Source organism: Streptomyces sp. NPDC001604 (assembly GCF_042893475.1).
Classification (GTDB): Bacteria; Actinomycetota; Actinomycetes; order Streptomycetales; family Streptomycetaceae; genus Streptomyces.
This window is the reverse complement of sequence record NZ_JBIAUY010000019.1, coordinates 150,640-173,067: the sequence shown is the minus strand read 5'-3', so window position 1 is coordinate 173,067 and position 22,428 is coordinate 150,640. Positions and strand designations below refer to the sequence as shown.

Below are 22,428 nucleotides of genomic sequence, written 5' to 3'. Positions count from 1 at the left end.
GGGTTGATCGCGCCCACGCGGCGGAGCCGCAAATCGACACAACCCCCCGCCCCTTAGGGGGCGCTGCAGTCACCCGGATGGGTCAGCACCGGGCGCCCCCGCGCCCCCGCCGGGCCATGGTCGTAAGAACTGCAGGCTGGAACTGCACGTTCGCACGCCGTGAGGGGGTGGAGCATGGCCCTGGGAGGTGGGCGGCGGCGGTGGGTGCGGTTCGGGGGGCTTGCGGTCGGTGCCGTGGTGGTGGGGGCCGTCGCCGGCGGGGTGGTGGTGTACGCCAAGCTCGACGGGAACATCAGGGCCGACGATGCGGCCGCCCGGGAGCTCGCCCGGTACGAGAAGGAGCGGCCGACCTCGCTCGTCAAGGGTGCGCAGAACATCCTGCTGATCGGGTCGGACACGCGGGCCGGGGACGGGAACGCCCGGTACGGGCGGGACTCGGGGACCGAGCGGTCCGACACGACGATCCTGCTGCATCTCTCCGCGGGGCGGCACGCCGCCACCGCGATCTCGCTGCCCCGTGACCTGATGGTGGACATCCCGGCCTGTCTGCGGTCCGACGGGGACCGCTCGGAGCCGATGTTCGCGATGTTCAACTCCGCCTTCGAGACCGGTGGTTCGGCCTGCACCATCCGGACCGTGGAGAAGCTGACCAACATCCGCGTCGACCACCACATCGTCGTCGACTTCCACGGTTTCAAGGAGATGGTCGACGCGGTCGACGGCGTCCAGGTGTGCCTGACGAAGCCGATCGACGACAAGGCGGCCAAGCTGAAGCTGCCCGCCGGACGGGTCACGCTCGACGGTGAGCAGGCCCTCGGGTACGTGCGCGCCCGCAAGTCCCTCGGGGACGGCAGCGACACCGACCGGATGGACCGTCAGCAGCGCTTCCTCGGGGCGCTCGTCAACAAGGTCCAGAGCAACGACGTACTGCTGAACCCGGTGAAGCTCTATCCCGTGCTGGACGCCGCCACCTCGTCGCTCACCACCGACCCGGGGCTGGCCAGCCTGCGCGGGCTGTACCAACTCGTGCGCGGGCTGCGCGACATCCCCACGAAAGCGGTGCAATTCCTCACGGTTCCGCGGGAGTCGTACGCCTACGACGCCAATCGCGACCAGCTCGTGGAGCCGGAGGCGGAGAGATTGTTCGAACGGGTGCGCAGGGACGCGCCGTTGGCGGTCGCACCGGAAGTTCCACGGGATTCCGACGCAAAGAGCCGTAATTCGACCACGGGCGGCGAGGGGAACTCGTACGGGTATTCGGGCCGGGATTCGTATGAGCAGTCGCACGACTACGGCGCGTACAGGAACGGCGACGCGAAGTCAGGCGGAAAGCGCTACGGCGGGACTTCGGACGGCAGTTCGCCCGCGCCGACGTTCCGCGGGAACACCGCCGACGAGGACACCTGCGGGTAGGGCGAGCATCAACGCGACGAACAGCCGTCCCAAGAAAACCCAAAGAAATGGGCGGATTGCCCAGTTGTAGGGGCGTGGAATTTGTCACCGACGTCGCTCCACGCTGAACTGGCCGGATAGTGTGAGCGATCCGGTGCACCGGTCCAGGTCCTTCCTGGGGTCGCGCACTGTGTGACCGAGACCCGAGCGTCTTTGAGGGGGAAGGCGCCGCGTGGCCCAAACGGAGGATTCGGAAACCGTGGACGCGCAAAGCCGTGGGCGGGCGGAGAACATCGACCCCGCAGACCAGTGGGTGCTCAATCCGAACACCGGCGAATACGAACTGCGACTGGCTCCTTCCGCACCGCAATCGGCAGTTCCCAGGCCGCGCAGATCCGCCCCCCGTGGCGCGGACGGCGCGGCGCGCGGGCGTACGGCGAATCCGCAGGCCCCGGGCCGCGGGGTGCCGCCGCAGAGGCGGCGCCGCGGTGCGCCCGAGGAGCCGCCGCCCGGCCGGCGCGGCCGCCGGCCGGTGCAGAAGAAGTCGAAGGCGAAGAAGGTCCTGCTGTGGACCGGCGGAACCATGGCGTTCGTGCTGGTCGCCACGGCCGGCGCCGGGTACCTCTACATCAAGCACCTCAACGACAACATCACGTCCGTCTCCGACGACGGCGCGAGCACCGGTGGCTTCAGCAAGGGCAAGGCGATCAACATCCTGCTGATCGGCACCGACAAGCGCACCGGCAAGGGCAACGACAAGTACGGCGACAAGAACAGCGTCGGTCACGCCGACACCACGATCCTGCTGCACGTCTCCAAGGACCGCTCGAACGCGACGGCGCTGAGCATCCCACGGGACCTGATCACCGACGTCCCGGACTGCCCGACCACCCAGGCCGACGGCAGCATGAAGGTCATCGCGGGCACAAGCCACGTCCGTTTCAACACCAGCCTCGGCCAGGACGACCGTACGCCCAGCTGCGTCGCGCGCACCGTCACGGAGCTGACCGGCATCAAGCCGGACAACTTCATGGTCGCCGACTTCAACGCGGTCAAGACGCTGACCAGCGCGGTGGGCGGCGTCGACGTCTGCCTCGGCAAGGACATCAACGACCCCAAGTCGCACCTGAACCTGAAGAAGGGCATGCGGCACATCGAGGGCGAGACCGCACTCGCCTTCGTGCGCACCCGGCACGCGGTGGGCTTCGGCGGTGACCTGAGCCGGATCACGCTGCAGCAGCAGTTCCTCAGCGCCCTGATGCGCAAGCTGAAGTCGAACGACACGCTCACCGACCCGACGAAGATGATCAAGGTCGCCGAGGCGGGCACCAAGGCGCTGACCGTCGACGCCAACCTCGACAGCATCGGCAAGCTGAAGGACCTGGGTCTGGAGCTGGGCAAGCTCAACCCGAAGAACCTGACGTTCATCACGGTGCCGGTGATCGACAACCCGGCCGAGAAGGTGCACGCGACCGTCGTCCTCAAGCCGGGCGCGACTCAGCCCGTCTTCGACGCCATCAAGAACGACGTCTCCTTCACCGCGGTGAAGGAGCAGAAGAAGAAGGAGGCGGCCGCGGTGGCCGCCCGCCTCAAGGGCACCAAGTCGGCCGCGTCCGCGGTGCGCGTGCGGGTCCTGAACGGGGGCGCCGAGCCCGGCAGTGCGCAGGCGGAGCTCGAGTACCTGCAGAACGAGGCGGGCGTGCTGAAGTCCGAGAACGCCGGCAACGCGGACGCGCAGCTCAGCCGAACGACGCTGGAGTACGCCCCGGACCAGGCCGACCAGGCGCGCCGGCTGGCCGCCATCCTGGGCCTGTCCGGCTCGGCGATGAAGCCGGGCAAGAGCGTGATCAACTCCCAGGGCCTGCCCGCCATCACGCTGACGCTCGGCAAGGACTTCCCGGGAGCGGGGGACTCGTTCACCGCGCCGAGCAAGGCGCCGGACGTGGACAAGACCACGGCCGACAAAGTTGAGTGCGCCAAGTAGTGACCTGACAGGCCTGTCGTACGTCTAACAGGGCGTACGACAGGCCTGATGCATGGGCGCAGGGTGGGGAGGACGGGGAGATGGCGCAGAGCAGCGTGCAGGGGGAAGGGACGTTCCGGGGCGTTCCGCACACGCGTGAACCCGAGCGGGGCGGCCCGCGCGACGGCGGCGGGCCGCGTGGCGGACGGCGCGGCAGGCCGGGCAGTCGCGGGCCGCGGCGGGGGCGCCGGGTGCTCAGATGGTCCGCGACCACGCTCTCGGTGCTGATACTCGGCACGGCCGGCGCCGGATACCTGTACTACCAGCACCTCAACGGCAACATCCAGAAGGGCGAGCGCAGCAGCGGCGACGCCAAGGCGCAGAAGACCGCGCCGAACGCGGCGGGGCAGACGCCGCTGAACATCCTGCTGATCGGCTCGGACAGCCGTAACTCCGACGAGAACGTGAAGCTCGGCGGCGCCAAGTACGACCGCGGCAGCCCGCCGCTGGGCGATGTGCAGATGCTGATCCACCTCTCCGCGGACCGCAAGAGCGCCGCCATGGTGAGCATTCCGCGTGACACCCGGGTCGACATCCCCCAGTGCAGGGACCCGAGGACCGGCCGGACGTACCCGGAGACGAACAAGATCATCAACGAGTCGCTGGCGCGGGGCGGCGCCGGCTGCACGCTGGCCACCTGGGAGAAGCTCACCGGGGTCTACATCGACCACTGGATGACGATAGACTTCTCGGGTGTGGTGCGGATGGCGGACGCCATCGGCGGCGTCGACGTCTGTGTGAAGCAGAACGTGTGGGACCACCCGACGGCCGCCGTGCCCGGCGGTTCCGGCCTGAAGATGACGGCCGGCACCCACAAGGTCGAGGGCAAGCAGGCCCTGCAGTGGCTGCGCACCCGGCACGCCTGGGGCAGTGACCTGATGCGGGCCAGGGCCCAGCACATGTACCTCAACTCGATGATCCGCACGCTGAAGCACCAGAACGTCTTCACCGACACCGGGCGGCTGACGGACCTGGCCGAGGCCGCCACGAAGTCCCTGAAGGTCTCCGAGGAGATCGGCACCGTCAAGAAGCTCTACGACCTGGGCATGCAGCTCAAGTCGGTGCCGACGGACCGCATCACCTCGGTGACGATGCCGAACGTGACGGACCCGCAGAACTCCGACCACGTCGTACCGGACGCCGCGGGCGCCGCAAAGCTCTGGGAGATGCTCCGCGACGACATCCCCCTCGACAACAAGGGCAAGGCCTCGGACGCGAAGAAGACGACCGTCGCGGAAGAGCCCACGAAGGCTCCGTCGGCGCCGGACGGCGCGATCGGTGTCGTGGTGCAGAACGCCACCGGCACCTCCACTCTCGGCCCGGTCGTCGGACGCGCGGGCACGGTCGCCCAGGAGCTGGTGCAGCAGGGGTTCAGCAAGGCGTCCAAGGACGCGACGGCGGGGCTCTCCGCGGACCGGACCGTCGTGCGCTACCCGAGCGCGGAACTGGAGGGCGACGCCCAGCGCATCGCCAAGTCGCTGGGAATTCCACTGAGTTCGGTGCAGAGGTCGACGGACGTCTCCGGGGTCACGGTCGTCGTCGGCGCCGACTGGCGCACCGGCACGGCGTATCCGAAGCAGTCGAAACCCAAGGCCGGCGATCTGCCCGGCAACGCGGACGCCATCAACGGCTCGGACAAGGGCCAGTGCATGGACGTGTACGAACGGTACCGCTGGACCTGATCTTCACCGATTCCCACAGCGAACTCCCAACTGACTGCACAATGATGAGGCGCGCTCACGTCCGAAGGACTTCAGGGGGACGGCGCGCCCTCTCATTCGCCTGATCCGGGGGGACCGGGCAGCGGAGAGGTTCGGCATGTCCAGGGGTGGGAGGCAGGGAGTTGGCGCGGAGCAGTGTGCGCGGAAAGGTTTCCGCGGTCGAGGACACGATGTCCCTGACACCGCGGGACCGGGACGCGACGACCGAGCACGGCCGGCACGGCGGAGGCAGACGCAGGAAGGGCCCGGGCGTTGACGGGAAGCGCCGCAGACGGCGCGTCCTGCGCTGGGCGGCGATCGTCCTGGCGGTGGTGATACTCGGCACGGCGGGGGCCGGTTATCTCTACTACCAGCACCTCAACGCCAACATCAAGAAGGACGCCCTCAACCTCGGCGACGCGAAGGACCGGGCGGCCGAGTCGAAGGCCAACGCGGCCGGTCAGACGCCGCTGAACATCCTGCTGATCGGCTCCGACGCCCGGGACTCCAAGGAGAACCAGAAGCTCGGCGGCGCCAAGGACACCTTCAACACCGCGCCGCGCGCCGACGTGCAGATGCTGCTGCACCTCTCGGCGGACCGCAGCAACATGTCGGTCGTCAGCATGCCGCGCGACACCCGCTTGGACATGCCCAAGTGCACGGACCCGGACAGCGGCAAGGTGTACCAGGCCACCACGTTCACCATGACCAACGACTCGCTGGGCCGCGGCGGCCCCGGCTGCACGGTGGCGACCTGGGAGAAGCTCACCGACATCCACATCGACCACTTCATGATGATCGACTTCTCGGGTGTGGTGTCGATGGCGGACGCGATCGGCGGCGTACCGGTCTGCGTGGACGCCAACGTCTACTCCAAGGACAGCAGGGGCCACGGCTCGGGCCTGAAGCTGAAGAGGGGCACCACCTACGTCAAGGGCGTCCAGGCCCTGCAGTGGCTGCGCACCCGGTACGGCTTCGAGGACAACACCGACATAGCCCGGGCCAAGGCCCAGCACCAGTACATGAACGCGATGGTCCGCCAGCTGCGCGAGAACGCCACGCTGAGCAACCCGGGCAAGCTGCAGTCTCTCGCCGAGACGGCCACCAAGGCTCTGACGGTGGACGACGGGCTCGGCACGGTGGCGAAGCTGTACGACCTGAGCAAGGAACTCAGGAAGGTCCCCACCAAGCGCATCACCATGACCACGATGCCGTGGCAGTACATCTCCGCGACCGACGGCCGGGTGGTGCCCAAGCCTGGTGACGCGGCGAAGCTGTTCCGGCTGGTCCGCGACGACATCGCGCTGGACGGCAAGGGCCAGAAGAAGACCACGCCCGCGAAGGCGAGCTCCGACCCGGCCGCGGCCGATGACAAGATCGCCGTACAGGTGGAGAACGGCACGCGGACCGAGACCCGGGCACCCGTCGGCGGGCGGGCCAACACGGTCGCCCAGCTTCTCCTCGGCAAGGGGTTCACACAGGCGGTGGCGGTTCGTTCCGCTGCGCTGAGCGAGGCCACGACGGTGATCCGCTACCCGAGCGCGGATCTGGAGGGCGACGCCCAGCGGGTGGCCAAGGCGCTCGGCATCCCGGTGTCCGCGGTGAAGAAGTCCACGGACGTGTCCGGGATCACGCTGGTGGTCGGCGCCGACTGGCGCACGGGCACCAAGTACACCGCGCCGAAGGAGGACGACTCCACCCCGGATTCGGCCCAGGTCATCAACGGCTCGGACAAGAAGCAGTGCATGCACGTGAACCCGGGCTACACCTGGTAGCCCGGGTTCAAGAGGCGGCCCCGGGTGCTCAGTTGGAGGCGAGCACCGCGGGGCGCCGGGAGGCGATGACCTTCTTCGCGAGCGCCTTGGGGCTGGTCAGGAAGCCCCAGCCCCACGACATGTGCATGGTGGCGAGAGCGACCGGGATCTGCAGCCGCGCCTTCAGCGGCAGCCCCTTGCCCGCCGGGACGGACCCCAGGGTTATCGCCGCGAGGTAGCCGCCCGGGATTACGAAACCCCAGGGCGTCAGGACCGCGCCGACCACGAGACCGGCCGCGATCGCCAGGACCGCCGTCGGCGGCGCCAGGTAGCGCAGGTTGATCGAGCCCTCGTGGTAGCGGGCGACGACGTGCCGCCAGCGGCCGTAGTCCTTGTACTGCTTGGCGAGGGCCTTGACCGACGGCCGCGGCCGGTACGACACCTTCAGCTCCGGCGAGAACCAGATCAGTCCGCCGGCCTCCCGGATGCGGAAGTTCAGCTCCCAGTCCTGGGCACGGATGAACTCCTCGTTGTACCCGCCCTGCTGTTCCAGCGCCTCGCGCCGGAACACCCCGAGGTAGACGGTCTCGGCCGCCTGGGCCTCGCCACCGGTGTGGAAGGCGGCGTTGCCGACGCCGATCTTCGAGGTCATGGCGGCGGCGACCGCGTGCTCCCAGTCGTTCTCGCCCTCGGCGTGCATGATGCCGCCGACGTTCTGCGCGCCGGTCTCCTCCAGGAGCCGTACGGCCGTCGCGATGTAGTTCGGCGAGAGCATGCCGTGCCCGTCGACGCGGACGACGATCGGGTGCCGGGAGGCCTTGATCGCGGCGTTGAGGGCGGCGGGCGTACGCCCTGCCGGGTTGGGGACGGTGTGCACGCGCGGGTCGGCGGCCACGAGCTCGGCGGCGATCTCGTCCGTGCGGTCCTTGGAGGGACCGAGGGCGAGGACGACCTCCATCTCGCCGGCGTACTCCTGCGCGAGGATCGCTTGGACGGCTCCGCGCAGATGCCGCTCCTCGTCGAGGACAGGCATGATCACAGAAACGGCGGGGAGCGGCGCGTCGGGGTTGGCGTTCATCGCCCGTTACGTTACCGCGAACGGGGGACACCTTTGCGCGCCGCCGGGGCGGTGGCCCGGGCTACAGATCGTATCGGCCTACGGTGCTCACGGTCCCACGTACGGCCGTCGCCCGGAGGTGTCCGCCTTGCCCACGCAGCCTCGGTCCGCCGCGCCCGCCCCTCCGCAGCGCCGGCCCCAGCCCGCGCGCACCCCACCGCCGCGCGGGCCGCGGCCGCCCGTGCCACCAAGGAAGCCGCGCTGGGTGATGCGGGCGGCGACGACGCTCTCCGTGGTGGTGCTCGCCTCCGCCGGGATCGGGCATGCCGTGGTCACCAGCCTGGACGCGGGTATCGCCCGCGTGGACCCGTTCAAGGACATGAAGAACCGCCCCAAGGCCGGTCACGGCATGAACGTCCTGCTGGTCGGCACCGACGGCCGCGACCGGATCAGCGACGAGGAGCGGCACCGCTACCACCTGGGCGGCGAGCCCTGCCACTGCACCGACACCATGATGATCGTGCACATCTCGGCGGACCGGGAGCGGGCGACCGTGGTGAGCCTGCCGCGCGACTCGTACGCCATGACGCCCGCGCACACCGACCAGAAGACCGGGAAGCGGATCCCCGGCCACCCCCTCAAGATCAACGCTGCGTATGCGGAGGGCGGCCCGAACCTCACCGTCCAGACCGTCGAGGACATGACCCATGTGAAGATCGACCACTATCTGGAGGTCGACTTCACGAGCTTCATGAAGACCGTGGACGTGCTCGGCGGAGTCTCCGTCTGCACCGCCTTCCCCCTGAAGGACACCTACACCGGACTCGACCTGCCCGCCGGGACGCACGTCCTCAACGGCGGACAGGCCCTGCAGTTCGTGCGCGCCAGGCATGTCGACGCGGACTCCGACCTCGGCCGGATGAAGCGCCAGCAGCGGTTCCTGGCGGCGCTCATCGAGCGGGCCACGTCCTCCGGGATCCTGCTGAACCCGATGAAGTTCCGGGACGTGACACGGGCCGTGCTGGGGTCGGTGCGCGCGGACAAGGGTTTCGGCACGGACGAGCTGCTGGATCTCGGGCGGGCGATGCGCAACTTCTCCCCCTCGTCCTCCGAGTTCACGACCGTGCCGATCGGGCAGATGGGGTACGTCGTGCCGGGCATCGGCGAGACGGTGAAGTGGGACACCGCCAAGGCCGAACGCCTCTTCCAGTCGCTGCGCGACGACAAGCCGCTGGCCGCGCGCCCGTCCCGCCCCCAGCCGGTGCCGGTCGAGGTGGACCCGCAGCAGATCCACGTCCAGGTCGAGAACGGCACGGCCACGGAGGGACTCGGCAAGCGGGTGGACGCCGCGCTGGCGGCGACGGGCTTTCGCACCACGCGGGTGCCGGCGGACGCGGAGGACCACGGCCAGAAGCGGACGGTCATCGTCTACGACCCCGGGTGGGACCGCTCCGCGAAAGCGCTGGCCACCGCGTTGCCCGGCAGCGAGCTGCGGGAGATGCCGGGGCTCGGGGCGACGTTGAAGGTGATCGCCGGGGCCGACTTCAAGCAGGTGCGGCGGGTGCGGGCGGAGGCCGCGGACCAGGGGGAGCCCGGGGTGATGACGGGGGACCAGGAGGTCTGCTCGTAACCCGAACGGCCCCGTGCCATGACCCGTGACGGAATGTCGCAGGTCGCGCACTGTGCGGCATTCGGTGGGAATTGTTGGCGTCCGCCCGATGGCGCGGGGCGTCCGGCGGGCGTAGGAACAGAAGGGCACGGGGCCCACCCCCGGGCCCCTCTGCCTCTCAGGAGGAGCCATGACCCAGCCCGGAACCATGACCGCCATGAGCAAGGAGATGCAGGACTGCGTCCAGGCGTGCATGTCCTGCCACAGCGTCTGCGAGGAGACCATGAGCTCCTGCATGCAGATGGGTGGGCAGGCCCAGATGCAGATCATGCGTGCGCTCATGGACTGCTCCGAGACGACGCGCATGTGCGCGGACATGATGATGCGCCGCTCGCCGATGTCGGCCGAGATGTGCGCGATGTGCGCCAAGGCGTGCGACATGTGTGCGGAGGCGTGTATGAGCATGCCGGACGACAAGCAGATGATGCGGTGCGCGGAGGCGTGTCGGCGGTGTGCCGAGATGTGCCGTGCGATGTCGGGCGTCGCGATGTGACGGCTGTCTGAACGCGGATCGAGGGCACCCGCGGTGTGGGTGCCCTCGGTTACGGCGGGTGCGCGGCCCGGCGCTTGCGGGGTGCCGCCTGCGCCCACCCGTGCCGCCCTAGGCGGCACGTATGCCCGCAGGCTACGGCGGGTGCGAGGGCCGCAGGCTACGTGGTGAACAGGGGGGCCAGGGCCCGTTCCAGGTCTGCCGCCGTGTGGAAGTGGAGCGGCTGCATTCCCAGGGCTGCCGCTGCCTCCGTGTTTTCCTCGGTGTCGTCTATGAACAGGCAGCGTTCGGGGCGTACGCCGGCCAGGTCTGCTGCCAGGCGGTAGATGCGGGGGTCCGGCTTGGCGAGGCCTACGCGGGCGCTGTTGACGACCTCGTCCGCCAGGTCGGCGAGGCCGAGCGCGGTGAGGTCGTCCTCGAGGCGGACGGTGGCGTTGCTGACGAGGACGAGCGGCACCCGGGTGCGCGCCCGCCGCAGCAGCGAGACCACCGTCTCGTCGGCCGAGAAGGGTGACTCCAGCAGGGCGGTGCCCAGGTCCCAGGCCGTGGCTTCCGGGGCCAGCCCGGCGAGGCCCTCGGCGATCGCCTGCACCCACTCCTGCACATCGACCCGGCCCAGCAGCACCGGCAGCCCGTTCTCCGGCGCGAAGGCGACCTTCGCGGTGGTGCCCTCGGCGAGCCCGGCGGCCCGCTCCAGGGCGTGCAGCCCGGAGGGGTCGTAGGACCGGATCACGTTGTCCACGTCGCAGAGCACCGCGTCGAACGGTGCTCTGCCAGGCTGCTCAGCCACCCGAGACCGTGACCTTCTGGTCGTTGTTCAGCTCGTCCACCAGCGTCTTGACCTTCGCCTTGTCCCAGACGAGGTTGCCGCCGACGGAGCCGGAGATCGGCATGTTCATCGACGTGCCGTCACCGCCGCTGACGCCCTTCATCGCCCAGAACATGGACGCCAGGTCCCACAGGCTCATGTCCTTGTCGACGGTGAGCGAGTCCAGACCCGCGCCCAGTGTCGGGTACAGCTTGAAGGGGTTCAGGACCGTCGACGGGGTGGCCACCTGGTGCGCCAGCGCCGAGAGGAACTTCTGCTGGTTCTTGGTGCGCTGCAGGTCGGAGGTGGCGAAGGCGTGCCGGGTACGGACGAAGGCCAGGGCCTGCTCGCCGTTCAGGGTCTGCTCGCCGGACTTGAAGTCGGCGCCCGAGTACTTGTCCTTGAAGCCCTTGTCGATGTTGATCGTGACACCGCCGACGGCGTCCACGATGTTGGCGAAGCCGGCGAAGCCGATCTCCACGTAGTGGTCGATGTGCAGGCCCATGTTGGCCTCGACCGTGCGGACGAGCAGCGTCGGCCCGTCCTCCGCGTAGGCCGCGTTCAGCTTGGTCTGCCGGCCGGTGGCCGGGTAGGTCTTGCCGGAGGTCGACCCCTTGTAGGAGGGGATCGTGACGTTCGAGTCGCGGGGCAGCGATATGAGCGTGTCGCCGCTGTCGCCGACGTGCAGGATCATCATCGAGTCGGTCCGCTTGCCCTCCGCGGAACCGGTGTGCAGCTGCTTCTTCTGCTCGGAGGACAGCCCGGCCCGGCTGTCGGAGCCGACGATCAGGTAGTTCGTGCCGTCGCCCGAGGCCGGCCGGTCGATGACCGTGGACAGGTCGACGTCCCGGTGCAGCTTGCCGTCGGCCCAGAAGTACGTGGCGACCGACGTCACGGCCAGCGCCGTCACCAGCGTGATCGCGGTCCACTTGATACGGCGCCGCCAGTTCGGCCGCGGCCGGTACTCGCCCTGGTCACCCGGGCCGCCCGGCCCTCCGCCGCCGGGCGAGCCGTAGACCTGGCCGGTGTTGTAGCCGCTGTCGTAGCCGCCGCTCCCGTTGTCGCCGCCGTACCCCGCGCCGTTGACGTACGAGGGCTGCTGGGGCACCCCGCCGCCGTACGGCGGGGCGGACGGGCCGGAGCCCCCGTACGCGCCCGAGGCGGGCCGGCGGACCTGCCGCATCGCGCGGGCACCCTCCGGGTGCGCGCTGGCGCTGCCGCGTCCGTACCGGTTGCGGTTGTCGTCGGACCATGCCTCGGGCCAATCGTTCATGGGGCCCAGTGTGCCGGGAGCAGCCATGCCCTTCACAAGGGTCGTAGGAAAATCAGGGCACTGCTGTTGCGAAGCCAACACAAAGTCCGCAGATGTCGCCTCGGCATAAGGTGGAGGCCATGACAGACCAGGCCCCCGCCACGGAATCGGACACCTCGGACATACCAGAGGTCCCTGGCAAGCCCACCTCGGCGTCCCGGACCACACTCAGTCACATCATGACCCACAACGACACGAACCTTCTGGGCACGGTGCACGGCGGCGTGATCATGAAGCTGGTGGACGACGCGGCGGGCGCGGTGGCAGGCCGGCACAGCGGCGGCCCCGCCGTCACGGCGTCGATGGACGAGATGGTGTTCCTGGAGCCGGTCCGCGTGGGCGACCTGGTCCACGTCAAGGCGCAGGTCAACTGGACCGGCCGGACGTCCATGGAGGTCGGGGTCCGGGTCCTGGCCGAGCGCTGGAACGAGTCCACCCCGCCCACCCAGGTCGGCTCCGCCTATCTGGTCTTCGCCGCGGTGGACGCCGACGGCAAGCCCCGCCGGGTGCCGCCGGTGCTGCCGGAGACGGAGAAGGACCGGCGCCGCTACCAGGAGGCCCAGATCCGCCGCACCCATCGGCTGGCGCGGCGGCGGGCGATCGTGGAGCTGCGCGAGAGGCGGGCGGCGGAGGGGCTCGACGACTGAGCCCGAACGCGGGACAGCCCCCGGCAGGGCGCCGGGGGCTGTCGTCTGCGTGCAGGGGTGCTACGGCAGGTTCCGCGCCATCACGATGCGCTGGACCTGGTTGGTGCCCTCGTAGATCTGGGTGCTTTACAGGTCATACGGCCCTGACCTGCACGAAGGCCCCTCCCAGAGGGGGTGTCCCCAGCATTTCCCCATGATCGTCAGCAGTCTGCGCAGGCAGAAGGCGCGCTGGAGGCACCTCCGCCAGTCGCGCGCTATACGAGCAGGCCCGGCGCAGGTTACGCGGTTTCCCGTTCCGTCAACCGTGATCGCTTGACCAGTGCGCCCAGCCCTCGGGAGCATCAACCCAGATGCGGGGTACTGGCAGCGGCACGGGAGAGGGGAACCCAGACCATGAAGGTCACCAAGCTGGTCAGCACGTGCGACATCAAGGATTGCCCGACGATCTACGCGACGGATCGCGGCACCTTCCTGGTACAGGGCGAGACGCCGACCGATCACGGGCTTCAGATTCCCGCGCACGAAACCCTGGTCGAGATCCCGATGGAACTGATCCAGAAGGCCATCCGTGACAACCTCATCTAGGACCCTCGGCGACCTCTTCGACTCGTTCGAGCGCGAGGCGTTCCGGCTCGAAACCCTGGACGACTACAGCAAGTCCGGAAGCGTCGACGCCTATCAGGCATTCCTGGCCGGGGACTCACAGCCGGACGACTACAACGCGGGCTGGGTCGAAGAACTACGCTCGCACACCGAGAAGGGGAAACGGGTCTACCGGGTCCATGTCCTGTCCCGCCCGATCACGGACTACCTTAGGTTTGAACTCGGCTGGGGCTACCAGAAGAACATGACCGGGGGCGAAGAGTTCTTCATCCTCGATATCACAGGCAAACCCAACCCCTTGGAGAACGTTCCGGATTTCTGGTTCTTCGACTCCGAATCCGTGGCCGTCATGAACTACGACGGAAGCGGGAAGTATCTGGGGTCGGAAGTGCTACCGCCGGAACGAACGGCGGAATTCAAACGATACCGTGACGCGGCACTCGCGCACGCGGAGCCGTTCACCGAATGGTGGGCCAAGTACGGGGCGTGAACAGAGCACAGCTTGGAGCCGCGCTGCGGGCCCTGCGAGTGGCATCCGGTAAGGAAGCCAAAGCGGTGGCCCGCAGCGCCCTCATGTCTCCGTCCAAGCTGTCCAAGATCGAGAATGCGAAGCTGGCACCCAGCGCGACGGACGTAGAGCGCATCCTGACCGCCATCGGCGTCTCGGACGAGGTCAAGGCGGAGTACGCGGAAGCCGCACGCGCGTCAGCGACGGAGGCGACGGCTTGGCGCCTGCTCAAGCGGATCGGGGTCCACAAGGGCCAGCAGGCCGCCAAGGCTCTGGAAGCCCAGATGTCTGTACTGCGGCTGTTTCAACCCGCGCTCGTTCCGGGCCTGCTCCAGACTCCCGAGTACATCCGGGCCATTCTGCAACGCCACAACCTGAGTGAAGACGCTCTCACGCGAACGATCAATGGGCGACTCGAACGGCAAGCGGTTCTCTACGACAACGCCAAGTCGCTTCGGTTCATCATCACCGAACCTGTTCTGCGCTGGCGCATCGTGCAACCGCAGATGATGGCTGCTCAGCTCGATCGCATCGTCTCTATTTCACGGCTCTCCCACGTGGACATCCGGATAGTCCCTCTGCGGGTTCAGCAACACGACATCGCAAATCACGCCTTCGTCATCCGTGACGACCGCATGGTGACCGTTGAAACCGTCCATGCCGAAGTCGTCGTTACGGACCCCCGAGATGTGAGTCTCTACGTCGATAAGTTCGAAGGATTCGAGCGATCCGCGCTGGCCGGTGACGAAATGCGGGATCTGATCGAAGGTATCCGCAACGACTTTTTGCGGGAACAGGAAACAGGCTAGAGGCGCGATCGTGGGCCGCCGAAGATGGGGGCCATGGTGAGCGACAGCAAGGCACATGGGACCGAAGCGGCTGATCATCTGGGCAGCAGTGAGGCCCGGCAGTTTCTCGCCCGTCTCTCCGGGGCATTCGGCGTCGGCGGCGTGCTCATAGTGCAGAAGAGCGACCCTGGCCCCGAAGGCGCGGACCTTGCGCCGAGTTCGGCTTTGCACTGGCCTCGGTGTGAGTGCGGGAGCCCGAAGTGTCCTGACTACAAGCCCCCGCCCAGTAGCCCGTCAGCGGGACTGAGCGGCAGAGTCGCCGCAGCCAATGCGCGGAGCCGTAGAGGTGGGCTGTGAGCGTCAGGGCCGCCGCCATGCGGTACGTGATGCACCGGATCACCGAGCATCCCGACACGGACGTGACGTTCGAGGCCGAGTGTCTGCACTGCGGTTGGAAGGCGACTCCCGCCGATGACTCGGCCTCCGTCGACGTGGAGTGCATGAGCCACACGGGCCGGTCCGGGCACGCCGGTTTCCGGCGCATCCGTACTTCGTTCGCGATGGTGGTTCGCGCCGAGTAGAACCCCCTGCCGCGAGCAGTGGGAACCCTGAACTCCCGCCCGGTACGGGCGGCGGCGGTCAGTCATGGCCGCGATCAGTTGAGCAGGAAGGTGCAGTGATGCAGAACGGAACCGACCTGTACGCGCTCGACATCAGCGGGGCCTCGTTCGTCCAGGCGTGCGGCGGCCCCTGTACCGAGGGGTGCGTGACCCTGGCCCGAATCGGTGAGGACGCCTGGGCCCTCGGTGACAGCAAGCGGCCCGACGCACAGCCGCTGCGGTTCACCTCGGAGGAACTGGACGCGGCCGGTATCGACCCGGCGCGCTTCGGACTGAACGTCTGATCCCCCTCCGCCAGTCGGGCTCGGGACCATCCCCGTCCCTGGGCCTGTGCCCGGCTGGCACTTCTCGAAACGGGAACGACTCGTGCACCACCACGGCTATCTATGGACCGGCCCGAAAGAGCGCTTCGACAACGAGGCCCTACGGCGGCCCCCGCACCCTGAGCCGCCCCCAGCTGGGAGTAGACCGGAGCTGATCCAGCGGTATCGGGAGGTGTCGGCCGAGTTCCCGACCGTTGATCTTCCGCCGCTGGAAACGGCGTACTGGCTCGTCAAGCCACGTTCCTTAGTTCGTGGCACGTGGGAGGAGGCGAAGGAAGCCGCGTCATGGCTCGGTGAGCGGCTGGCCGAGTACGCACCTCGGTTCGCCTCGGAAGGGGACCGAGACACTACGCGGCTGGCCCGGCTGGTGAACGCTGCTGCCGAACAACTGCACTCGGGTGCTGATGTGTCGTGCGGCTTCTACCTCGAACGTCCCTCGTATCTGTCCCTGGCAGTGGTGACGTGTTCCCCGAATCACTCGAAGCCTGAACTGGCGTGTCCGGCGCAGTAATCGAAGCAACAAAGAAGCCCCGGCCAGTGGCCGGGGCTGTTTCTTTGGTTGGTTAGAGCAGTGCGCGGAAGGGGTTGGACTCTGCGAGCGGTTCCGGCCGTTTCCGTTCGGACGCGGGTTCGGGGGCCTGCTTCGGTTCCGGGCGGTAGGCGTCCAGCCGGACGACGGGCGCGCACTTCTGTTTACGCTCCGGCTCGGCCGGCATCGGCTCCGCGACGGTTTCTGTGGACTCAGCGCTTTCGGAACTGTCACCGCCGAGTGACAAAACGGTGGCCGGTCGGCCGGTCTTCCCCGACCGCTCCACAGTCACGACGATTCCGGGCAGTGCCTTGACCTCTGCGGCGGTCGCTCCCACGTACGGGAGCACCTGAGACGACATGGCCCGTCCGCCGTGCATTACGATCCGGGCCCGGACCTTGTCCGCAAGGCTGAGCAGCTGCCGCTTCACCTTCGGGGAGGTCGCTCCCTTGGTGATCCGTACGGCGTCCTGCACCGACCTGCGAACCAAGCTGAATGCGGCCGACAGCATCTCTTCCGTGATCGTCTCCGAGCACTCGGACGCTGCCAGGCAGGCCGCAACCCTGAGCGTCTGCTCTGCCGTTCGCTCGATGAAAACTGCCTGCCCTTCGGCCAGGGTCTCACCCAGGATGCGGGCGTACCGGCGAACCACCCGCCACAGCGGCCGGGCGTCTTCTGCAAGCGTGACCACACGGGGCCGGGCAGTGGCCCAACCGTAGGCGTCGGACAGGTCCCGCCCATCCACATCAGGCAGCGTCACCCGGTCGTCATCCAGCAGGGGCACGGACCCCAGCAGGAAGGGAAGGATGCGGTTGTACGAGCCTCCCGCCGCTTCCGCCTCGCCCACGTACTTCGACCAGTCAGAGGGCGTGACGTGACAGTGCAGAACCATGGCGGGGTCGCGCACTTCCTGCGCCTCATCCTTGGTCGTGTTCCGCAGTGTCGCCCCATCCCACGCGGTCCGCAGCTTGGTCGTGAACGATGCATCCCGCTTCACCCTGCGGAGCACTTCCGACCACTCTTCTTCGACCACCAGAGTCCGCACGTCCCGCCCGTGCTCAGTCTCGGCCGTCGCTTCCTGCTGCTCCCACAGGTGGTTGACCAGACTCGCCCCGGACGTAATGCCGGACGTGGTGTGCGTGGCCAGGAAACGGCCCAGAGCCTTGTCCAGGACGTGATGAGCGGCCCGGAGCGCGGTCCCCTTACCGCGCCCAGTACCAGCCACCAGAGCCGACCACAGCAGTACCGGTCGGGGGCCACGGGAAGACACCTTGACCGTGCCACCGATCGCGGCACTCCACATCGACAGGGCGGCCACATACACCCCCAACGGGTCCGCCTCAACGAACGGGGCGATCCTGCGAACCGCGCGACCGATGGGACCGTACAGAACGGGGGTGCTCATTAGGCAGCCTCTATCTCGAACAGGGTTGGTTGGGTGGCCATTGGCCGGGGAGGCCGGGCGCACTCGACGCCCGGCACAGCGGGGGCGGCGGTCAGGCCGCTGCCGCTTTTCCCTCGGATACGTCCCGATGGGTCAGCTCGTAGGCGTGACGGACATGCATGGGAATGCGCCCCTTCGTGGGCACGGCGTAGCCGTTCTCTCGTGCCCATGCCCGAACGGCACGGTTGCGTTCACGCTCGCTCATCCCCGAGTGGTCGACCTTGGCAGGCTCCGGAAGCGGGTCACCGCCGACCAACTCACCTGCCCGAACAGCCGACTTGAAGCGGCCCGGAGTGCGCACGTCCATGCACGGGATGCCACGCTCGGACGCATCCCCCAGCTTGGTGGCGTTACGGTCGCCACCCTCCCCCAGGATCAGCAGGACCGTGCTGTCATCGGCACGGCCGACCACTTGATAGCCAAGGTTGCGCACCGTATCCCGGGCATCCGCCCAGTCATACCCCGGAACTTCACCAGCGATCATCACGGACGGCACCGGCTCAGGGTCGGGTTCCGCCACGGGCACCGCTTCCGGCTCCGGCTCCGGCTCCGGCTCCGGCTCCGGCTCCGGGACAGCTTCAACGACCGGCACGGACGCAGGCTCAGCCTGTACGGCCTCTCTTTCAGACGGCGCGCCCAGTGCGTCACAGAGGTACCTGCCGAACGAAACGTCGTGCTCAAGGCACAGGTGCCAGGTGTCCTTACCCAGCGTCAGTGATGAAGTGGCCTCAACCTCAGAACCGTCACGCGCAATGTGTGCATCGCAAAAGGTGTACTCAACTGGCACAAGCACCGTCTTACGCATAGCGCTGCATTCCTTCGTTAGTGCGGAAGTCTGAGTGAGGGTCCGGAGCGTTGCTCTACGACTTCCCCGCTTGACCTCCATTCTTCCGCACCCCTATCACGGAATGGTAACTAACGAATAACTGAAGCATTACTCAAATGTTTATGAATGCCGGGGGTAATGCCTATTTAGATAAAGAAAGGACCCACCGGGGTTGCTGTCCTTCGATCGCGTTTGTCAATCAAATCCCCAAAGGCTTTTCAGTTCACTTCTGGCGGCACACATAACACTTCTTGGGCTGGTGCGTCAGTTCGTCATCCCAGGGCTTCAATTTTCCGGCTGCCTGCCAGCCGATGTGAATAGCGAACTCTTCGGCACAGGCCGAGCACTGCGGCTCAGTCCATGGGCACTCATTACCGGGTCGGTGTATACCGTCGTGGGCTCCAGCCGCCCCCGCCTTGGCAGCTCGTCTGCTCACTCGTCCCCCTCAAAGGCCCAGCCCAACCGCTTCATGCCGTCAGCGGTCAGACCAAGGGACGTAGCCAACTGCCGGAACTCAGTGAGGTGATCGCGGGTAGCGGTGCCATCGAGGATCTTGCCGTAGTAGGTCAGCATGACTGCCACGGTCGGGACGTAAGACTCATCCCAGCGTGCAGCCTGCGGACTGTTCCACCACTGGTGCCACTGCTCGCATTCGGAATCTGACCACTCCCTCACCGAGGGCAGCTCAGGAACAGGAAGGCCGTGGTCGTTCGGCAGCACATCCAACCCCTTGTATCGGGAGTGCGGCGAGTTCGGGTTACGCATTCTCGGCATGGTCTCCTCCGGTTTCAATTACATGTGGTCGATGGCCGGCACGAGGGCTGGTCGACGCAGGGTGAACGGGAGCGGGCCCCTGCCGGTCGACAAGGGCCCGAACAAATCAAAAATCACGACCAGTCGACAACAGCCTTGACGATTCCCTTGGTCGGCTTCGTCTCATCAAACGTGTTGTCCGCCAACTGCGTATCCACCTCAGGGAACCGAACGATCTTCCCGCCGTAGACGTGAAGGGTGTCAATGTAGTTGGCCCGGTACTTCTCCGACTGACCGTCACGGAAGCCGGTGAACTGAGATGCGAACGTGGCAAACTCCGAATGACCCGCAACGATGTCCACACCGGCGGGCATGGCCGTGGTGGACATCAGCGTGAAGCCTGCGAGACGGGCGATGAAGCCGTTCGCAGTCACGCCAGCCTCACCGTAGGCAGCGGCATTGGCGACCGAGGGGTGTTCGATCAGGTGCCGCTTCACACGCGGTGAGACGACCGCGTAACGTCCTCCGGGAATGTCGGCGTCGTCCAAGGCCAGCATCATGTCCAGAAGCCCGCCATAGAGCGCCTGAGGGGCATTGGCAGCAGGCGCCGCAATGTTCGGCAGCGGGGTAGCCCCGGAAGCGATGATGGTGCCCATAAATGTGTCAGCATCCCGGGCGAGAGACCGAATCATCTGCTGATTGATCGGAGAGTTCATATCTCCGATCGCCTGTATCTGCTCAACATTTTCGATGTAGAGCTGTAGGTACTTGGCCTCAGTGATGTAAAGCTTCTGATCAACCGTTTCGGGGCGCTGCCCCGTCATCCCATCAGGCAGTTTGTAATCACCGATCGAGGGCCGAACCAGAGAGTTGATGTGCACCACGTCGCCAGCCTTCGAAATGGTGCCCTCATACTTGTAATTCGAGACCAGTGGAGAGGCCCAGACCAGCAGCGGGTCAAACTGTGTAAGCAGTTCGGCATCCCAGAGTTCGGGGATGAAGGTGGTAGAGCCGGGGTTCTGATAAACGAAAGCGGTCATATGGTTACTCCTCTGTGAAGTGGTCTAGCTAATTCAGCTGTCAGGCGGTTTCGGGGGTGTCCTCGCGCAGAAGCTCGGCAACGGTCTCGGCCTTGCGGCGCTCCTCCGTGTCCTCATCGCTGATCAGCCAGAGAAGTGGAATGCACAGGTGGCGGGAAGCCAGAACCAGCATGCGAAGGCTCGGGCAGGTCTCGCCGGACTCCCAGCGACGCACAGTCGAGGGAGCGACGAGCATTTCAGCTGCCAGGGCCTCGACAGAAAGACCCAGAGCAGCACGACGGGTAGCGAAGAAGTGACGATCGAACACGTGGGCTCCATTCCGGTCACGCAGATACGCGCGACTTCAGGCAAAAAGAAAACCCCGGCCGAAGAGGCCGGGGCCTGACGAGATCCCGTGAGGAAGGCTCTCAATAAAGATGTCGGTGTCAAAAGCTCCGGCCTGGGACGTCGCAGGCCCGAAGTGAGGCGCACATCACGCATGGATGCACGCAGCCCGGGGCGGGACAAATTCTCTCGGGTATGCACCCATCGCCAGGAGGTATGCACTCCTCCTGTGTGTTGTTGGCAACCAGTTGCCTAACTCCACTGGCCTGGGCTGGTTCAGGACCCCCAAAGGTCCTGGGACATTCGGACTGAAATGAGAGAGAGCCCCGACAAAGGGGTTCCTACTCACTAATACCTACGCTCTATGAGCTACGTACTACCAACTACTCTCTATAAACTAAGTCCCCGGTTCAGCGGGGAAATGGGGCCCTAATAACGCCTGTCCGGCCCCCAGGGTGGAAGCGTGTCGAACGGATCTCCGTACGGTGCGCTACCTGATGCGGACGGCTCAGCCGGCCGTGACGCTCCGTTTTTCGGCGTTGCCCTTGGCTTGGTGTCCGTCACAGTCAGCACTTCGCTATTGGCCGATGCCGCCAAGGTCTCGGAGTCCTCCAGGACGACCACAGGAGCCGACAGCCGCAACATCGCGGCCCGCCCACGCTTGCCATGCTGGGTGAAGAATCCGAACCGCGTCAGCGTCTCGCGGCACCGTTTGCCGGGGTGGTCCTTCGTGTTGTAGCCCAGTCGCTGGGCCAGCTCGGTATCCCCGGTGAACATCTCTCCAGTACGGCCGTTCACGCATCGGAGCTGGGCCAGTGCCCACAACAGATGTTCACGCTTGAACTCGGGGGCTTCCCGAGCGAGCAGGCCGCCAGGGCCGAACGCTTCGAAGAGGGCACGACTCCACTCCTCTTTCACGTCGTACGTCGCAGCCAGCAACCGGCGCGGGTAGACGTCCGTCACTCCGCCCCCTGAGCGTCCAGCCAGCGATCCAGGTCCGCAGGGCGGCACCGAAGCGACTGCCCCACCTTTCGGAACGGGATCTGTTCAGCCTTCCAGTTCCCGTACACCCATCCCTTGGGCTTGTTCAGGTAGTCGGCCACGTCCTCAACAGTCATCAGCTTGGTCAATGCGTCTCCTCTACTGGCCCGTGGACGGCCGCTTCCGTCCGTTGCTGTCCGGCCCTACTTCCAGATGTACGTCCGCCCACCCTGACTGTCAAACCTAGGGCTGCCCACCCGGGGTGGTATGGTGAGGGTGTGAGTGAACACATCGAGATCACGCAGGACGTAGGGCCGTGGCGGGTGCTCATGCGCTGGGCGGCCGACGCCGACCCGGCCAGCGGCCCCACACGGGTACTGATCACCCCGCACCCGGACGCCGACCCCGCTTCCACGCAGGGCGGCGTGTCCTCCACTGTGCTGCGACAGATCGACTTCAAGAAGGCGGGCGACCAGTTCCGCGCAGCGCGGCCGACCGAGCCTGAACAGCAGGTCACGCAGGACACAGAGGCAGAGGCGCTGCGGTGGCTGCTCGGCACTGAAGGCATCTCGGATGCCTACCTGGCGTTCCTGGCCGAGTCCTACGTCCGGGCCGTTGCACGGGCCGTTCCCAACGTCACGGCGCACCTGGCCGAACTAACCCACAAGCGTCCCGAGACGATTCGAGGCCACCTAAAAGAGGCTCGGAAACGGGCCCTGCTCACCACCGTGCCCGGCAAGGCCGGAGGGCAGCTCACCGTCAAGGCAAGAGAGATCACGAACGGTGAGTACCTGGACAGAGTGACTGCTCACTTGATGGGTGAGCAGTAGAAACAGC

General features: G+C 66.9%; 24 protein-coding genes. 14 read left to right on the top strand and 10 right to left on the bottom strand.

Translation table 11 applies throughout. From position 1 onward, the window contains the following. Window positions 1-174 precede the first annotated feature (174 nt). The 4 genes from ACFY1E_RS38205 (at window position 175) to ACFY1E_RS38190 (ending at window position 6,890) form a co-directional block, all read left to right on the top strand. Window positions 175-1,413, top strand: a complete 1,239-nt coding sequence (locus tag ACFY1E_RS38205) for an LCP family protein (RefSeq protein ID WP_389084645.1) — start codon at window positions 175-177, stop codon at window positions 1,411-1,413. Window positions 1,414-1,651: 238 nt separating this feature from the next. After that, a complete protein-coding gene (locus ACFY1E_RS38200) occupies window positions 1,652-3,376 on the top strand; it encodes an LCP family protein (RefSeq protein ID WP_389084642.1) in 1,725 nt (574 codons plus the stop codon). Between the two features lie 80 nt (window positions 3,377-3,456). Further along, window positions 3,457-5,097 (top strand): LCP family protein, encoded by a 1,641-nt coding sequence (locus tag ACFY1E_RS38195; protein ID WP_389084640.1) that lies wholly within the window; start codon window positions 3,457-3,459, stop codon window positions 5,095-5,097. A gap of 209 nt (window positions 5,098-5,306) precedes the next feature. Further along, window positions 5,307-6,890, top strand: a complete 1,584-nt coding sequence (locus ACFY1E_RS38190; protein WP_389084637.1) for an LCP family protein — start codon at window positions 5,307-5,309, stop codon at window positions 6,888-6,890. Between the two features lie 28 nt (window positions 6,891-6,918). Here ACFY1E_RS38190 and ACFY1E_RS38185 read toward each other — a convergent pair whose 3' ends face one another. Beyond that, entirely contained in the window at window positions 6,919-7,947 is a 1,029-nt protein-coding gene (locus tag ACFY1E_RS38185; RefSeq protein ID WP_389084635.1) for a glycosyltransferase family 2 protein, read from the bottom strand. A 247-nt stretch (window positions 7,948-8,194) separates the two neighbouring features. Between ACFY1E_RS38185 and ACFY1E_RS38180 the strand changes: the two genes are divergently transcribed. Together ACFY1E_RS38180 and ACFY1E_RS38175 are read left to right on the top strand one after the other, a co-directional pair. Continuing rightward, window positions 8,195-9,556, top strand: a complete 1,362-nt coding sequence (locus ACFY1E_RS38180) for an LCP family protein (protein WP_389084633.1) — start codon at window positions 8,195-8,197, stop codon at window positions 9,554-9,556. 169 nt (window positions 9,557-9,725) lie between these two features. Next, the gene (locus tag ACFY1E_RS38175) at window positions 9,726-10,088 is read left to right on the top strand and encodes a four-helix bundle copper-binding protein (RefSeq protein ID WP_389084630.1); all 363 of its coding nucleotides are present in this window, start codon (window positions 9,726-9,728) and stop codon (window positions 10,086-10,088) included. Window positions 10,089-10,245: 157 nt separating this feature from the next. Here ACFY1E_RS38175 and ACFY1E_RS38170 read toward each other — a convergent pair whose 3' ends face one another. Both ACFY1E_RS38170 and ACFY1E_RS38165 read right to left on the bottom strand, forming a co-directional pair. Further along, complete coding sequence (locus ACFY1E_RS38170) at window positions 10,246-10,875, bottom strand: HAD family hydrolase (protein ID WP_389084628.1); 630 nt, start codon at window positions 10,873-10,875, stop codon at window positions 10,246-10,248. After that, complete coding sequence (locus tag ACFY1E_RS38165; protein WP_389084626.1) at window positions 10,868-12,166, bottom strand: LCP family protein; 1,299 nt, start codon at window positions 12,164-12,166, stop codon at window positions 10,868-10,870. The genes ACFY1E_RS38170 and ACFY1E_RS38165 overlap by 8 nt, the downstream gene beginning before the upstream one ends. Window positions 12,167-12,258: 92 nt before the next feature. Between ACFY1E_RS38165 and ACFY1E_RS38160 the strand changes: the two genes are divergently transcribed. The 7 genes from ACFY1E_RS38160 (at window position 12,259) to ACFY1E_RS38130 (ending at window position 16,205) form a co-directional block, all read left to right on the top strand. Then, window positions 12,259-12,852: an acyl-CoA thioesterase gene (locus ACFY1E_RS38160; RefSeq protein WP_389084624.1), complete on the top strand. Its 594-nt coding sequence runs from the start codon at window positions 12,259-12,261 to the stop codon at window positions 12,850-12,852. A 393-nt stretch (window positions 12,853-13,245) separates the two neighbouring features. Beyond that, on the top strand, window positions 13,246-13,437 hold the full coding sequence (locus ACFY1E_RS38155) for a hypothetical protein (protein WP_030115393.1): 192 nt from the start codon (window positions 13,246-13,248) through the stop codon (window positions 13,435-13,437). Continuing rightward, complete coding sequence (locus ACFY1E_RS38150) at window positions 13,421-13,945, top strand: DUF6879 family protein (RefSeq protein WP_389084621.1); 525 nt, start codon at window positions 13,421-13,423, stop codon at window positions 13,943-13,945. Before ACFY1E_RS38155 ends, ACFY1E_RS38150 begins: the two co-directional genes overlap by 17 nt. Beyond that, window positions 13,942-14,772 carry a helix-turn-helix domain-containing protein gene (locus ACFY1E_RS38145; RefSeq protein WP_389084619.1) on the top strand — a complete coding sequence of 277 codons (831 nt, stop codon included), beginning with the start codon at window positions 13,942-13,944 and terminating at the stop codon, window positions 14,770-14,772. Before ACFY1E_RS38150 ends, ACFY1E_RS38145 begins: the two co-directional genes overlap by 4 nt. 332 nt (window positions 14,773-15,104) lie before the next feature. Then, a complete protein-coding gene (locus ACFY1E_RS38140; RefSeq protein ID WP_389084616.1) occupies window positions 15,105-15,332 on the top strand; it encodes a hypothetical protein in 228 nt (75 codons plus the stop codon). Window positions 15,333-15,430: 98 nt separating this feature from the next. Beyond that, window positions 15,431-15,655, top strand: a complete 225-nt coding sequence (locus tag ACFY1E_RS38135) for a DUF397 domain-containing protein (RefSeq protein WP_389084614.1) — start codon at window positions 15,431-15,433, stop codon at window positions 15,653-15,655. An 82-nt stretch (window positions 15,656-15,737) separates the two neighbouring features. Then, on the top strand, window positions 15,738-16,205 hold the full coding sequence (locus tag ACFY1E_RS38130; RefSeq protein WP_389084612.1) for a hypothetical protein: 468 nt from the start codon (window positions 15,738-15,740) through the stop codon (window positions 16,203-16,205). A gap of 52 nt (window positions 16,206-16,257) precedes the next feature. Here ACFY1E_RS38130 and ACFY1E_RS38125 read toward each other — a convergent pair whose 3' ends face one another. The 7 genes from ACFY1E_RS38125 to ACFY1E_RS38095 all read right to left on the bottom strand — a co-directional run bounded on the left by ACFY1E_RS38125 (window position 16,258) and on the right by ACFY1E_RS38095 (window position 21,740). Then, window positions 16,258-17,628 (bottom strand): DUF3987 domain-containing protein, encoded by a 1,371-nt coding sequence (locus tag ACFY1E_RS38125; protein ID WP_389084609.1) that lies wholly within the window; start codon window positions 17,626-17,628, stop codon window positions 16,258-16,260. A 91-nt stretch (window positions 17,629-17,719) separates the two neighbouring features. Further along, window positions 17,720-18,472 (bottom strand): histone-like nucleoid-structuring protein Lsr2, encoded by a 753-nt coding sequence (locus ACFY1E_RS38120; protein WP_389084607.1) that lies wholly within the window; start codon window positions 18,470-18,472, stop codon window positions 17,720-17,722. A 453-nt stretch (window positions 18,473-18,925) separates the two neighbouring features. After that, on the bottom strand, window positions 18,926-19,258 hold the full coding sequence (locus ACFY1E_RS38115; protein ID WP_389084605.1) for a hypothetical protein: 333 nt from the start codon (window positions 19,256-19,258) through the stop codon (window positions 18,926-18,928). A 122-nt stretch (window positions 19,259-19,380) separates the two neighbouring features. After that, entirely contained in the window at window positions 19,381-20,286 is a 906-nt protein-coding gene (locus ACFY1E_RS38110; RefSeq protein ID WP_389084603.1) for a hypothetical protein, read from the bottom strand. 40 nt (window positions 20,287-20,326) lie between these two features. Continuing rightward, window positions 20,327-20,593 (bottom strand): helix-turn-helix domain-containing protein, encoded by a 267-nt coding sequence (locus ACFY1E_RS38105; protein WP_389084601.1) that lies wholly within the window; start codon window positions 20,591-20,593, stop codon window positions 20,327-20,329. 446 nt (window positions 20,594-21,039) lie between these two features. After that, window positions 21,040-21,573, bottom strand: a complete 534-nt coding sequence (locus ACFY1E_RS38100) for a hypothetical protein (RefSeq protein ID WP_389084598.1) — start codon at window positions 21,571-21,573, stop codon at window positions 21,040-21,042. Further along, the gene (locus tag ACFY1E_RS38095; protein ID WP_389084596.1) at window positions 21,570-21,740 is read right to left on the bottom strand and encodes a helix-turn-helix domain-containing protein; all 171 of its coding nucleotides are present in this window, start codon (window positions 21,738-21,740) and stop codon (window positions 21,570-21,572) included. The genes ACFY1E_RS38100 and ACFY1E_RS38095 overlap by 4 nt, the downstream gene beginning before the upstream one ends. Before the next feature lie 129 nt (window positions 21,741-21,869). On the opposite strand from ACFY1E_RS38095, the gene ACFY1E_RS38090 reads away from it, so the two are divergent. After that, a complete protein-coding gene (locus ACFY1E_RS38090) occupies window positions 21,870-22,421 on the top strand; it encodes a hypothetical protein (protein WP_389084593.1) in 552 nt (183 codons plus the stop codon). Window positions 22,422-22,428 lie beyond the last annotated feature (7 nt).

What these genes read in the sequence shown, in the direction of transcription:
- ACFY1E_RS38110 (WP_389084603.1), bottom strand. Translation starts at nt 20,286, where the DNA reads ATGACCGCTTTCGTTTATCAGAACCCCGGCTCTACCACCTTCATCCCC.
- ACFY1E_RS38115 (WP_389084605.1), bottom strand. Translation starts at nt 19,258, where the DNA reads ATGCGTAACCCGAACTCGCCGCACTCCCGATACAAGGGGTTGGATGTG.
- ACFY1E_RS38160 (WP_389084624.1), top strand. Translation starts at nt 12,259, where the DNA reads ATGTCGCCTCGGCATAAGGTGGAGGCCATGACAGACCAGGCCCCCGCC.
- ACFY1E_RS38190 (WP_389084637.1), top strand. Translation starts at nt 5,307, where the DNA reads ATGTCCCTGACACCGCGGGACCGGGACGCGACGACCGAGCACGGCCGG.
- ACFY1E_RS38135 (WP_389084614.1), top strand. Translation starts at nt 15,431, where the DNA reads ATGCAGAACGGAACCGACCTGTACGCGCTCGACATCAGCGGGGCCTCG.
- ACFY1E_RS38185 (WP_389084635.1), bottom strand. Translation starts at nt 7,947, where the DNA reads ATGAACGCCAACCCCGACGCGCCGCTCCCCGCCGTTTCTGTGATCATG.
- ACFY1E_RS38195 (WP_389084640.1), top strand. Translation starts at nt 3,457, where the DNA reads ATGGCGCAGAGCAGCGTGCAGGGGGAAGGGACGTTCCGGGGCGTTCCG.
- ACFY1E_RS38165 (WP_389084626.1), bottom strand. Translation starts at nt 12,166, where the DNA reads ATGAACGATTGGCCCGAGGCATGGTCCGACGACAACCGCAACCGGTAC.
- ACFY1E_RS38180 (WP_389084633.1), top strand. Translation starts at nt 8,195, where the DNA reads ATGCGGGCGGCGACGACGCTCTCCGTGGTGGTGCTCGCCTCCGCCGGG.
- ACFY1E_RS38125 (WP_389084609.1), bottom strand. Translation starts at nt 17,628, where the DNA reads ATGAGCACCCCCGTTCTGTACGGTCCCATCGGTCGCGCGGTTCGCAGG.
- ACFY1E_RS38175 (WP_389084630.1), top strand. Translation starts at nt 9,726, where the DNA reads ATGACCCAGCCCGGAACCATGACCGCCATGAGCAAGGAGATGCAGGAC.
- ACFY1E_RS38205 (WP_389084645.1), top strand. Translation starts at nt 175, where the DNA reads ATGGCCCTGGGAGGTGGGCGGCGGCGGTGGGTGCGGTTCGGGGGGCTT.
- ACFY1E_RS38155 (WP_030115393.1), top strand. Translation starts at nt 13,246, where the DNA reads ATGAAGGTCACCAAGCTGGTCAGCACGTGCGACATCAAGGATTGCCCG.
- ACFY1E_RS38120 (WP_389084607.1), bottom strand. Translation starts at nt 18,472, where the DNA reads ATGCGTAAGACGGTGCTTGTGCCAGTTGAGTACACCTTTTGCGATGCA.